This is a genomic window from Rubrobacter taiwanensis (assembly GCF_004337705.1).
Classification (GTDB): Bacteria; Actinomycetota; Rubrobacteria; order Rubrobacterales; family Rubrobacteraceae; genus Rubrobacter_C; species Rubrobacter_C taiwanensis.
In genome coordinates this window covers 1-12,283 of sequence record NZ_SKBU01000019.1, presented here as the reverse complement: position 1 = coordinate 12,283, position 12,283 = coordinate 1, and the positions used below count along the sequence as shown (strand labels likewise).

Annotated in this window: 13 protein-coding genes; 4 read left to right on the top strand and 9 right to left on the bottom strand. The window is 67.6% G+C overall.

Features of this window, described 5'->3' with window-relative positions:
- Positions 1-4: 4 nt before the first annotated feature.
- The 8 genes from E0L93_RS11030 to E0L93_RS10995 form a co-directional block, all read right to left on the bottom strand.
- Positions 5-985 carry a quinone oxidoreductase family protein gene (locus E0L93_RS11030; RefSeq protein ID WP_132691870.1) on the bottom strand — a complete coding sequence of 327 codons (981 nt, stop codon included), beginning with the start codon at positions 983-985 and terminating at the stop codon, positions 5-7.
- Between the two features lie 9 nt (positions 986-994).
- Positions 995-2,395 (bottom strand): amidohydrolase family protein, encoded by a 1,401-nt coding sequence (locus E0L93_RS11025; protein WP_132691868.1) that lies wholly within the window; start codon positions 2,393-2,395, stop codon positions 995-997.
- A 14-nt stretch (positions 2,396-2,409) separates the two neighbouring features.
- Positions 2,410-3,237 (bottom strand): dioxygenase family protein, encoded by an 828-nt coding sequence (locus tag E0L93_RS11020; protein WP_165874310.1) that lies wholly within the window; start codon positions 3,235-3,237, stop codon positions 2,410-2,412.
- Between the two features lie 143 nt (positions 3,238-3,380).
- A complete protein-coding gene (locus E0L93_RS11015; protein WP_132691864.1) occupies positions 3,381-4,466 on the bottom strand; it encodes an Ldh family oxidoreductase in 1,086 nt (361 codons plus the stop codon).
- A 12-nt stretch (positions 4,467-4,478) separates the two neighbouring features.
- A complete protein-coding gene (locus tag E0L93_RS11010; RefSeq protein ID WP_132691862.1) occupies positions 4,479-5,627 on the bottom strand; it encodes a thiolase in 1,149 nt (382 codons plus the stop codon).
- On the bottom strand, positions 5,624-6,004 hold the full coding sequence (locus tag E0L93_RS11005; protein WP_132691860.1) for a Zn-ribbon domain-containing OB-fold protein: 381 nt from the start codon (positions 6,002-6,004) through the stop codon (positions 5,624-5,626). The genes E0L93_RS11010 and E0L93_RS11005 overlap by 4 nt, the downstream gene beginning before the upstream one ends.
- Positions 6,001-6,675 carry a 3-oxoacid CoA-transferase subunit B gene (locus tag E0L93_RS11000; protein ID WP_207890447.1) on the bottom strand — a complete coding sequence of 225 codons (675 nt, stop codon included), beginning with the start codon at positions 6,673-6,675 and terminating at the stop codon, positions 6,001-6,003. The genes E0L93_RS11005 and E0L93_RS11000 overlap by 4 nt, the downstream gene beginning before the upstream one ends.
- Before the next feature lies 1 nt (position 6,676).
- Positions 6,677-7,387 carry a CoA transferase subunit A gene (locus E0L93_RS10995; RefSeq protein ID WP_132691858.1) on the bottom strand — a complete coding sequence of 237 codons (711 nt, stop codon included), beginning with the start codon at positions 7,385-7,387 and terminating at the stop codon, positions 6,677-6,679.
- 110 nt (positions 7,388-7,497) lie between these two features.
- On the opposite strand from E0L93_RS10995, the gene E0L93_RS10990 reads away from it, so the two are divergent.
- The 4 genes from E0L93_RS10990 to lspA are packed head-to-tail and all read left to right on the top strand — an operon-like array spanning position 7,498 to position 9,946.
- Positions 7,498-8,403, top strand: coding sequence for a LysR family transcriptional regulator (locus tag E0L93_RS10990; protein ID WP_132691856.1), 906 nt, complete (start codon positions 7,498-7,500; stop codon positions 8,401-8,403).
- On the top strand, positions 8,400-9,269 hold the full coding sequence (locus E0L93_RS10985; RefSeq protein ID WP_165874309.1) for a polysaccharide deacetylase family protein: 870 nt from the start codon (positions 8,400-8,402) through the stop codon (positions 9,267-9,269). Before E0L93_RS10990 ends, E0L93_RS10985 begins: the two co-directional genes overlap by 4 nt.
- 32 nt (positions 9,270-9,301) lie before the next feature.
- Positions 9,302-9,424 carry a hypothetical protein gene (locus E0L93_RS16465; protein WP_279387491.1) on the top strand — a complete coding sequence of 41 codons (123 nt, stop codon included), beginning with the start codon at positions 9,302-9,304 and terminating at the stop codon, positions 9,422-9,424.
- A gap of 54 nt (positions 9,425-9,478) precedes the next feature.
- Entirely contained in the window at positions 9,479-9,946 is a 468-nt protein-coding gene (gene lspA / locus E0L93_RS10975) for a signal peptidase II (RefSeq protein ID WP_207890446.1), read from the top strand.
- A gap of 2 nt (positions 9,947-9,948) precedes the next feature.
- Here lspA and E0L93_RS10970 read toward each other — a convergent pair whose 3' ends face one another.
- Entirely contained in the window at positions 9,949-12,168 is a 2,220-nt protein-coding gene (locus E0L93_RS10970; protein WP_132691850.1) for a PAS domain S-box protein, read from the bottom strand.
- Positions 12,169-12,283 lie beyond the last annotated feature (115 nt).

Here is a 12,283-nt window from a genome sequence, read left to right as displayed (position 1 = left end):
CCGCTTAATCCATGACGAGCAGCACCCGACCACCCGCCTCCCCGCTCTCGACCCGGGAGTAGGCCTCTCCGGCTTGCTCGAGCGGGTAGCGCCCGGCCACGGGCGGGGGGCGCAGGATGCCCGCTTCGAAGCCGGGGAGCAGGCTGCGCAGCACATCCCCGCTGCCCGCGGCGTCGAGCCGCGAGGTCATGAGCCCAAGCAGCCGCAGCTCCCTGCGGTAGAAGTCGAAGAGGTCGAAGGAGACCCGCCGCTCCCCTACCGTCGCGAGGACGACCATGCGCCCTCGTTGCGCGAGGCTGTTCAGGCAGGGCTCGAAGAGCGGGCCGCCGACGGCGTCGAGGACGAGGTCCACGCCCCTCCCCTCTGTTGCGGCCATGACGGCCTCCGGCACGTTCTCTCGGGAGGTGTCTATGACGACTCCGGCTCCCGCCTTCCCTGCGGCCTCCCGTTCCGATCCGTCTCTGACCGCCCCGATCACGAGGGAGGCTCTCTTCCAGCGCGAGATCCCGGCCGCCGCGCTCCCGACGCCGCCCGCCGCCCCGGTGACGAGCACCGTCTCCCCGGCGGAGATCCCGCCCAGATCCATGACCCCCATGGCGGCGGCGAGGTACGCGAGCCCGGAGGCCCCGGCCCCCTCCAGATCTAGCCCCTCCGGCACGGGCACCGCGGCGCCACGAGGCAGGGTCACGTATTCGGCGTGGGTGCCGTCGCGGGTGAAACCCAGCTCTCCGCCCCCGGTGCCCCACACCTCCCTGCCGAGAAGGTCCTCCGGGCCCTCCACCACGATCCCGGCGAAGTCCCGGCCCGGGATGCGGGGCAGGGTGGTCATGGGGAACGAGCCGCGAACGTTGAGCACGTCGCTGCGGTTCACCGCGGCGGCCCGCACCTCCACCAGCACCTCGCCCTCCTGAGGTTTAGGGGTGGGAACCTCTACCGGGCGCAGCGCGGAGGGCTCCCCGTAGCGCTCCAGCAAAACGGCTCGCACAGCCCGCGCTCAGGCCCCGACGCCCGGCGCCGCCTCCCCCGCCGTGCGCGGGGTAGTCCAGTGCGGCAGGGGGCCAGCCTGCGCGACGAGGTAGTCGCGCGAGTCCTCGGCGAGGCCGCGGGCACGCTCCAGGTCCGCGTCCACGAGCCTGCCACCGCGCTTGAGGGCGCGCCCGTTCACCCACACGGAGTCCACGTTGGAGGTGTCCATGCTGCACACCACCGTACCCACCGGATCCACGACGGGCGCGGCGTTGACCCGCTCGATGCTCAGCATGACGACGTCGGCCTTCTTGCCGGGGGTGAGGGAGCCGGTCCTGTCGGCGAGGCCCACGGTGCGCGCGCCCTCGATGGTGGCGAACTCGAGCACGTCGCGCGAGGAGAGGAGCGGCGGTATCTCCTCCAGCTCCTCCTCGAAGACCCGCTCGTGGACCCGAACCCGCTCGGCGGCGAAGAGGAAGCGCATCTGGGTGAAGGGGTCGCCGGGGACGCTGGTCACCACGTCGCAGCTCAGGCTGGGCCGGATACCGTGCGCCAGGACCTCCCCGGTCGGGGGCATGCCGTGGCCCATCGTCATCTCCACCATGGGGGCGATGGAGACGGTGCCGCCGGTCTCCGCGATGAGCCGGAACTCCCGGTCGGTGAGGTGGTTGCAGTGGATGTAGGTGATATCCGGGCCGAGCAGACCGAGGTCGTGGAGCTGCTCGACCATCCTGAAGCGCCCGGCTACGGGCCCCATCCCGACGTGGACGCTGATCGGGACACCGACCTCCCGGGCGAGCTCCCAGTCGTGCCTGACGACCTCCGGGGTGCAGAAGCCGGGGCCGCGGGTCCCCATGGCGAGGGTCATCAGGCCCTCGTCGGAGGAGAAGTACCTCTCGCGCACCCGCCGGATATCCTCGGGGGCCTTCAGGGTGCTGTTAAACCACCAGTCGGCGAGGGAGGTATTGGGGTTGCCGTAGCAGTAGACGGCGCGGATGCCGGTCTCGGCCAGCGCCCGGATGGCTTCGTCGGCGTGGTCGGGGGTGTTGTTGATGTGCGACCAGTCCAAGAGCGTGGTCACCCCGGCGTCTATGGCCTCGAGCGTGCCGAGGAGGTTCCCAGCGTAGACGTCCTCCGGGCGGTAGGCCGGAGCTAAAGTGTCGAGGACGAGCTGGAAGTAGCCGTCGAGGGTGACGTCGGGGGCGATGCCCCGGATCACGGTCTCCCACGTGTGCCGGTGGGAGTCGATAAAGCCCGGGATGACGATGGCGCCCGAGGCGTCGACCACCTCGCAGCCGGAGGCGTCTACGGACGGCGCAACCGCCGCGATCTCCTCGCCCTCGATCAGGACGTCCCCGCCGGGGATGTCCCCGATCTGGGGGTCCATGGAGATGATGTGTCCGCCACGGATCAGGGTTCTTTCGGCCATCTTCCCTCCTCCGGTCAGCCCCGCACTACGGGCTTGAGCTTTATGTCGAACTCGCAGGTGTAGAACGGGCCGTCGAGGCCCCGGCGCGAGATCTCCTCCTCGTCCTCACACCTCTCTAGCGGCCTGACCAACTCCGGCTTGACCGCCCCTATGGTGTCGTTCTCCAGGTAGGGGTCGTCCGGGAAGAAGATCTGGGTCGTGAGCGTCTCATGCCCCTCCGCCTCGGCTATGAGGTGTATGTGCGCCGGACGCCAGGGGTGCTGCCCTATGGCCTCCAGCAACCTCCCCACCGGGCCGTCGGTCGGCACGGTGTAGGGCTTGGGCACCATGGTCTGGAACTCGTAGCTCCCGTCCTCCTCCACCCCAAAGCGGCCCCGGAAGTTGTAGTCCGGCTGCCTCTCGTCCCAGACGTCGTAGCCGCCGGTGGGGCCGGTCTGCCAGACGTCGAGGACCGCGCCACTCAGCGGCGTGCCGTCCGTGGAGGTGACCCTGCCGCGCACGAAGAGCACGTCGCCCTCCTCGATACCCTCGTACTCCTCGTAGATCTTGACCGGCTTCTCCCGCCACGGTGGGTTCTCGCGGTAGAGCGGACCCTCCACGTCGCTCGGGGTGGCAGCGCCGTCCTCGTGGGTTATGGAGTCCACCAGGACAGAGGTCTTCGTCACGTCGGAGAGCAGGACGAACTCGTCCTTCTTGCCGACCTCGGTTAGAAAGCCGAGCACCGCCAGCCACTCCTCTTCGGTCACCCGATGCTTCTCGATCAGCTCGTGCAGCGCTCCGATGGCCTCCGGCAGTATCCGCGCCAGCCGCTCGTTGCGTACCTCTCTTACCACGTCAGCCACCGCCGCTCCTCCTTCCCGTAACGCGAACACCCGCCCGGCGGGCCCCGCACCACCCTATTTAGCAAACCTCCTCATCGTCATTATCTTGAACCATCCATGATACGTCAAATACTGTTTTTCCGGCTATTTATATAATTTTTATCTCAGTCTGTGATTGTCCGGGGGTGTGGCCGGAGTCTTTCGGCCGGAACGCCGTAGCGTTTGGCGAGGCGCAACAGTTCGGCGTGGATCTCGGGGCTGAGAGGGATTCCGTGGGTGCGGCGTTCGGCCTGACGTTCGTGGCGGCCGTCGCCGGGCATCCGGACGCGTTCGAAGCCGGGGGCGGGCGGGCCTTCTCTGGTCTCCCGCTCCTTCTCGTCCATGCGGGCGAGGAACTCATCCAGCGGCATGAAGGCTTCTATATCGATCGCGGAGAAGATGTGCCCGACTCTCTGGGGGGCCGGGTCGTCGTACATACGGGGCATGGTGGCTCCGAAGCTGGCTCCGGTCAGGACACCGGAGAGGATATCCAGCATGATGGCCAGTCCTGAGCCCTTCGGTCCGCCGAGGGGCAGGACGCTACCTTTCAGCGCTTCCTTTGCGTCGGTGGTCGGCAGGCCGTCTTTCGTTATCGCCCAGCCCTCCGGTATGGGTTCGTTGTTCTTGGCGGCGAGTATGATCTTGCCCCGCGCCTGTTCGCTTGTGGCCATATCCAGCACGGCCGGGCGGCCGGAGCTCGACGGGACGGCGATGGAGAGGGGGTTAGTGCCAAGGGTGGGGCGTCTGGAGCCGTGGGCGGCCATGACGGGCGAGGTGTTCATCGAGCAGATCCCGACCATCCCCTCGTGCGCGATCTTCACGGTCCAGTAGGCCGCCGTGCCGTTGTGGTTGGAGTTGCGGACGCCGACCCAGGCGCTGCCCGTCTCTCTGGCCTTCCGGACCACGAGCTCGACCGCTCTCTCCGAGGCCACCTGTCCCCAGCCGTTGTTCGCGTCCAAGAGCGCCGTCGAGGGTGTCTCGCGCACGAGTTCTATCTTCGTGACCGGGGAGACGAGTCCCTGCTCCATCCGGCCGAGGTAGTCGCTCATCCGGGTTACGCCGTGGGAGCCCGTTCCGGCGAGGTCCGCATCTACCAGCGAGTCGGCGACGATTTCGGCATCGTTCCGCGGGACGCCGGCGGACTCGAGAATCCGTGTACAGAACTCCCGCAGATCTTCTTCTTTCACCCGGATCTTTTTGGATTCGACCATGGAGACTCCTCCTCACAGAGCATTCGCCGAGCCCAGGACGGCCGTCACCTGGCTGGATAGCACGCCGCCGTTGCCGTGAGCGAGGGCGACCTCCGCGCCCTCCACCTGCCGCTCGCCGCACTCGCCCCGCAGCTGCCTTACGGCCTCGACCAGCAGGAGCAGGCCGTACATGCCGGGGTGGTTGTACGAGAGCCCGCCGCCGTTGGTGTTGACCGGAAGCTCTCCGCCGGGGGCTATGCGGCCGTCCTCCACGAAGGGGCCGCCCTCGCCCTTCTCGCAGAACCCCAAGTCCTCCAGAAACAAGATCGGGTTGATGGTGAAGGCGTCGTAGAGCATCGCCACGTCCACCTCTTCCGGACCGACACCCGCCATCTCGTAGGCCCGTCGTCCTGAATCTACCGCTGCGGTCACGGTGAGGTCCGGCATCTCGGAGATGTTGCGGTGCCAGTGGGCCTCGCCCACGCCGAGCACGTAGACGGGGGGCTTGCGCAGCTCTTCTGCGCGTTCGGCGGAGACAAGAATCAGAGCGCCGCCGCCGTCGGTCACCAGGCAGCAGTCCAGGAGGCTCAGGGGCGAGGAGATCATGCGCGAGGAGAGCACGTCCTCGACGCTCAGGTGATCGCGCCTGAAGGCCTTCGGGTTCAGCTTCGCCCATTCCCTGGCGGCAACGGCAACCTCGGCGAGCTGTTCGCGGGTGGTCCCGTACCGGTACATGTGCCGGGAGGCGGCCAGAGCGTACATGCTGACCGGGTAGCGCGGGCCGTAGGGGGTCTCGTAGGGATCGGGCGGGTCGCTCACGCCGCGGAATCCGCCGTCGGAGAGCTGAGTAGAGGCGTAGGCGATCAGGGCCACCTCGCAGAGCCCGGCCACTATGGCAGACGCCGCGTGCAGCAGGTGCGAGACGAAGGAGCTGCCACCCATCATCGTCGCGTCGGAGTAGCGAGGGCGGATGCCGAGGTACTCCCCAACGGAGAGCGTCGGCATCTGGTAGTAGACCGAGGCGCTGAACAGCCCGTCCACCTCTTCTCTGTTCAGACCGGCGTCCTCGAGCGCGCGGCTCGCCGCCTGCCCGATGAGGTCCAGCGGCGTGAAGCCCGGCCCGACCTCGCCGAGATCCGACTCGGCCGCCCCGACGATCGCCACCCTGCCCCGGAGGCTCAACGCTCCTCCCCGCGGAAAACCGCTACGGGCTCTCCTCCCTCCAGACGCACCTCGAAACGCACCCGCGCCCCGATCTCGACCTCCTCCGCGGGAACGCCCTCAACCCGGCTCATCATGCGGAAGCCCTCATCGAGGTCCACCAAGACGACGCTGCGGGGCTCGCGGTTCCGGCTATGCACGGCGGTCGTCGCGTAGACCGTTCCCCACCCCGCGCTCTCGCGCCACTCCAGCGCGCCGCTCCCGCAGACCGGACACAGCACCCGCGGGTAGAAGACGGCGGACGAGCAATCGGTGCAGCGCTGGTAGGCGAGCCGGCCCTGCCTCAGATGGTCCCGGTACACGGCCGCCGGAGCCCCGCTCTCTCCCGGACCCCTCAAAGACCCTCCCTGGCGGATTCCGCCCCGATCTCCGCGGAGACGCGGAAGGGAGCGAGGGTATTCGCGCGCACCCACTCGAACGCCGAGTCCGGTGCCACCTCCTCCAGTACGAGCCCTTCCTCGTCTACGGAGAAGGTGGCGTGCTCGGTCACGACGAGGTCCGCCGGGCGGTCCCCGGTGAGCGGGAAGGAGCACTCCTCGACGATCTTGGGCTCGCCCCTCTTCGTCAGGTGCGTGGTCGCCACCACGACCGTCTTCGCCCCCGCGAGCAAGTCCATCGCCCCGCCCACGCCCAGGACCGGCCGGCCCGGGATCGCCCAGTTGGCGATACGCCCCAGACGGTCCACCTGCAGGACGCCCAGAACCGCCACGGAGACGTGGCCGCCCCGGATCATGGCGAAGGACTCGGAGCTGGAGAAGTAGGAGGCCCCAACGTCCTCCGTGATCGGAAGCTTTCCGGCGTTTATGAGCTCGGGGTCCAACCGCCCGGGCCCGGGCGTGGGACCGGCCCCGAGCATGCCGTTCTCGGTCTGCAGGAAGACCCTGACGCCCCCGGGCACGTGATCGGCCACGAGCGTGGGGATGCCGATGCCGAGGTTGACCACGTCGCCCGGTCTCAGATGCCGGGCGACCCTGCGCGCGATCTCATGCGCCACCGGACTCGCCGACAACTCACCCACCTCCCGTCCGGTCCAAGAGCGGCTCCGGCCCGCTCCTGAGCGTGATCTCCGCCCGCACCAGATAGTCCACGTACAGGTGCGGCGTTACGATGTGCTCCGGGTCCAGTTCCCCGGCCCCGACGATCTCGTCCACCTCGGCGACGACCACATCCGCCGCAGTGGCCATCTCCGGATTGAAGTTGCGGGCCGTCTTGTAGTAGGTCAGGTTGCCTAAAGCGTCCGCCCGGTGAGCCCGGATGAGGGCGATATCCGCCCGCAAAGGTTTCTCGAAGAGGTAGAGCTGCCCATCTATCTCCCGCACCTCCCGCCCCTCGGCCAGCTCCGACCCCACCCCCGTCCTGGTGTAGAACCCCCCGATCCCCGCACCCCCGGCGCGTATGGCCTCGGCCAGCGTCCCCTGCGGGACGAGCCTGACCTCCAGCTCACCGCGGCCGTAACGCTCCAGAACGTCCGGGTTGCTGGTGAAGTAGGAGCCGATCACCCGCCGGATCTTGCCCGCAAGCAAAAGCTTCCCCAGCCCCTTGCCCGGCTCGCCGACGTTGTTGCTGATCGTCGTGAGATCCCTCACCCCCGGCGAAGCAACAAGCGCCTCAAGTATCGTCAGCGGCGTCCCCACCAGACCGAACCCCCCCACCATGACCGTGCTGCCCGACCCTACCAGAGCCGCAGCCTCCTCCGCAGATATGAGCTCACTGCCTACCATGCCGCAAGATATCTCATCCAAACTCCTCATACCTAATTCTGATCTCAGAAGAGTAATACGTCCAATACATTTACTTGACCTATTAATACATATCCTGTATAAATCCAGGCATGAATCTGCAGCGGCTGCGTTATTTCGTCGTTGTGGCGGAGGAGTTGAGCTTCACTCGGGCGGCTGAGCGGCTGCACATGGCGCAGCCTCCGTTGAGCTATCAGATTCGGCAGTTGGAGGAGGAGCTTGGGGCGCGGCTCTTCTACCGCAACAAGCGCAACGTCCGGCTGACGGAGGCCGGGCGGCTGCTTTTGGAGGAGGCGCGGCGGCTTCTGGTACACGCTGAGCAGGCGGCCAGCGTAGTGCAACGTGCCGGGCAGGGAGAGGTGGGGCGGCTATCCGTGGGGTTCGTACCTTCTGCCGCCAACCGGATACTCCCTCCGCTTCTGCGGGCTTTCGGCGAGCGTTTCCCGAGCGTAGAGCTGCTGTTGCGGGAGGCGGATCCGGATCGTTTGCTTGGATCTCTGGGTGACGGGCGTGTGGACGTGGGCTTTCTGTACCTGCCGCTCTTCGAGCAGGGCTCTCTGGAGTCTCGGTCCGTCTCGCGCGAGCCCTTCGTCGCGGTTCTGCCGGATACGCATCCTCTGGCGGCGAGGCCCCGGGTAACGCTTCAGGATCTCGCGGAGGAGCCGTTCGTGCTCACTCCCAAATACCGGGGGGCGGGGTTGCGTGACAAGATCGCGGCGCACTGCCGGCGGGCAGGGTTCGAGCCCAGGGTGGTACAGGAGGCCTGGCTCATGCAGACCACAGTCAGTCTGGTCGCCGGGGGCATAGGAGTGACGCTGGTCCCCGCCTCGCTGCGGAACCTCCAGAGGACCGGTGTCGTCTACAAGGCTGTCGAGGGCCTTTCGCCGGAGATAGAGCTCGGAGCCGTCTGGCGGCGCGGCGATACCTCTCCGGTTCTGAAGGCCTTCCTGAACGTGGTCGGGGAGGTTACCGGATGGGGGGAAGGAGGCGGACGATGAGCGATGCGAGCGGCGCAGCCGCCGGCTGGGATTCACAGCGTCCCCACGCCGCGGTCAGCGTGACCTTCGACAATCTGGGGGAGGCTGCAGATCTGGAGCGCGGGCTGTGGCCCGGAGGAGAACCGCTCGGGCGTCACTTCTCGGTTAGGCGCGTACTGCCGCGGGTGCTGGATCTGCTGGACGAGTCCGGCATCCGGGCCACGTTCTTCGTCGAGGGCCTTAACGCCCGGATCTACCCCGAAGCGCTCCTGGAGATCGCGAGCCGCGGCCACGAGCTGGGATACCACGGCTGGCGGCATGAGTACTGGGCGGGTCTGAGTCCCGCCGAGGAGGTGCAGCTGCTGGAGCGTGGAGTCCGCGAGATGGAGAGGCTGAACCTTCGGCTGCGGGGCTTCCGGCCGCCGGGGGGGCGGCTCAACCCTTCCTCGTGGGGTCTGCTCGCGGAGCTGGGCTTCACCTACTGCTCACCGGCGGGGGAGGGAGCGGGCATGCTGGAGGGGCTCGCCGTTCTGCCCTTCGACTGGCGGCTGATAGACGCCTACTACTATCTGCCGCGTTTCGGAGAACTGCGCAGGGCCGACACGGGGTCGGAGGACCCCCTGCCTCCCCACCGCTTCGGGGAGAGGGTCCGGGCGGTCCTGGAAAAGATCGTCGGAGAAGGCGGCTACGCATCCCTGCTGTTCCACCCGTTCCTCGCGGACCGGGAAGAACGCTTCCGGGTACTGAACGAGGCGCTTGGGGTGCTGCGGGATCTCGTCCGGAGCGGCAGGGTGTGGTGTGCTCCCTGCGGGGAGGCCGCCACCCGGCTGCACGAGCGCCGCGCAGCATTCGCCGGCGGCCTCCGGCTCGACCTCACCCAGACCTGAGGCGGCCCGCGGACATCTTAGAGCAGGCGCGCATGACGCAGGGTATAGAGAGGGTGGAGCAGATCAAATACGCCGTGCTGGAGCGCAGCGGCGGCGCCTCGATCATCCCCTGGCCAAGCGAGGCCGCCAGAAGACGGCCGTATGGTACGATCTGACCATCCGTGAGTGATCATCCGCAAAAGGGAAGAGCCGGCCGCCGGAGAGCCGCGGTGCCGGGAGCGGCCCTGATCGCGGCCTCGGTCTTCGGGGTGGACTACGTGCTCAAGCGGGCCGTGGAGTCCTCCATGAACATTGGGGAGAGCGTGCCGCTGATCCCCGGCGTCTTCCACCTGACCTACATCGAGAACCCCGGCGGAGCGTTCGGTATCCTGGACGGGAGCCCCGGCATCCTGATGATCGGGAGCATCATCGCGGTGGGCGCGGTGCTCTGGATGCTGCTCGCCCACCCTCCATCCCGGTACGTGACCTCCGGATGCGGACTGGTGCTCGGCGGGGCGGCCGGGAACCTCTTCGACCGCATCGCCGCCGGGGCCGTGACCGACTACCTGGACTTCCGCATCTGGCCCGTCTTCAACGCCGCCGACGTCGCGATAGTCGCCGGCGCGCTGATGCTGGCTGCGGCGGCGTTCCGCGCCGAGAGAACCAGACCGGAAGAGAGCCACTCCTCCGGGGAGTAGACCTACGCGGAGCCGATCGGGCTCCGCACTTCGGGCGTATCCGCAAGGCTCTGAGCCACCGGCAGGTAGATGGACATGCTGGCCCCGCCCCCGCGCCGGTTTGCAGCTTCCATCCGGCCGCCGTGTGCCTCCACGATGGTGCGGGCTATGGCGAGCCCCAGGCCGGTGCCTCCCCCGGAACGCCCGTCGCTGCGAGCCGTCTTGCCCCGGTAGAAGCGGTCGAAGACGCGCGGCAGATCTTCGGCGGGGATGCCCGGCCCCCGGTCCTCCACCCTCAGATACAGCTCGCCGCCCGCGGTAGCCGCGGTCAGGGTTATCGGATCTCCTGTGGAGCCGTACTTGGCGGCGTTGTCCACCAGGATAAGCACGGCCTGCTCGATGCGGGCGGGATCAATCCTGAGCCAGCCCTCGCCGCAGAGTGAGGCTTCGAAGGCCGCGCCGCGCTCCCGAGCCAGAGCCTCCGCGCGGCCGGCCAGCTCGACCAAGAAGAGCGGTACGGCCACGGCCTTGATCTCTAGCGGTGGCGAATCGGAGTCCGAGCGGGCCAGGAACAGGAGGTCGTCCACCAGCCGAGACATACGCACCGCCCCCACCGCTATCTGCTCCAGCTGCTCTATGTGGGGGCAGTCGCGTGCGACGTGCAGTCCCACCTCGGCGTTCGTGCGGATCATGGTCAGCGGCGTGCGCAGCTCGTGCGAGACGTCGGCGAGGAAGTCCGTTTTGGATTGCAGGGAGCGCGCAAGCTCCTCCTCGATGCGCTTGCGCTCCGTGATGTCCCGGTTGGTCTCCAGCACCAGCCGCCGCCCCTGTGATTCAACCAGCTGGTGACGGCTCTCGACGATCACCTCGCGCCCGCCGCGCGTCGTGTGACGCACCTCGCCCGACCAGACGCCGTCGCGCCGGAGCGCTTCTTTCAACTCGTCCACCGTTATCGGGTGGACGGTCTTGAGCAGCCGGTGGCTCACCCTGCCGGCAGCCTCCTCCTTGCTGTAGCCGTAGAGCCGCTCGCATCCCTTGTTCCACTCGACGATACCCTCTTCCAAATCCCAGACGAAGATAGGCTCGTAGGAGAGGTCGATCAAAGCCGCATACCGGCGCAGCTGCTCCTCGGCCCGCTTGCGCCCGGTGATATCCCGGAAGTACCAGACCCGGCCGTAGTAGACGCCGTCCGCGCTCCTGACCGGCGCGCTGTAGCGGTCCAGGACCCGCCCGTCTCTCAGCGGGATCTCCTCGTGGCTCTCCTCTTCCGGGTGTTCGTAGAGGTACCCGACCCGCGCCCGGAAACCCACGGGGTCCTCGACCTTCTCCACGACGAACCGCAGCACGTCCTCGTCCCGCCGGGAGTCCATAACCTCCTCCGGGACGCTCCAGATCTCGACGAAACGCCGGTTGTAAGAGAGGATCTCTCCGCCCTCCGAGACGACCAGGATGCCGTCTATGGACGCCTCAGTCTGAGACTCCAGCAGCGCCTTCTGGAAGCGCAGCTTCTCCTCGGCCTGGTGGCGCTCGGTCACGTCGCGGTAGTTAATGACTATCCCGTGCACCAGCGGGTCATCCAGCCGGTTGGCTCCGACGGCCTCCATGACGTGGTAGCGGCCCTCCACGTCCCGCAACCGGAACTCGGCCGTCTGGAGCTCGTCCGGCCCGGAGGCCAGGATCCGGCCGAAGAAGTTCCGTTGTATGCCGAAGTCCTCCGGGTGGATGTGGGGCAGCTCGAACACGTTCCGGCCAACCAATTTCTCCGGCCGGTAGCCCAGGATTCGCTGATGCGAGGGGCTGTGGTAGATAATCGTGCCATCGGCCTCAAAGACGCTGATGATGTCCGAAGAGTTCTTGACCAGCGCGCGGAAGCGCTCCTCGCTCCGGGCGAGCTTCTCGTTCGTCTGCTGCTCCCGGGCGTAGAGGCTCCGGAGCTCGCCGACCATGCGCACCGTGGTGTACGAGAGCGCGGCCCCGATGAGGAACAGGCTCACAACGACAGCAATGAGGTTCCTCTGCGCCGCGGCGTTCGCGGCCCGCAGCCGGTCCAGCGCCGCCTCCGAGCGCTCCTGGGCCACGCGCTGGATCTCCTGTACAGCACCTTCGAGCGCCTCCAGCTCCCTCAGGCTCCGCTCGCCGGCCCGCGCGAAGGCCTCTGGCTCCTCCTCGCCCGCCTCGACCGCCGGGCGGAAGTCCGCGTAGTACCTCTCGGCCGTCCGGCGAAGCTCCTCCGACCGGGCCAACCCCGGATACCGGACGCCGACCTCCTCTAGCCTGAATTATTCATAGAGGAGGTTGAAGAGGAGGAGCCTACTCCTGTATACGGTCTAGTTGCTCTGTAACTGACCAAAGAAGGAG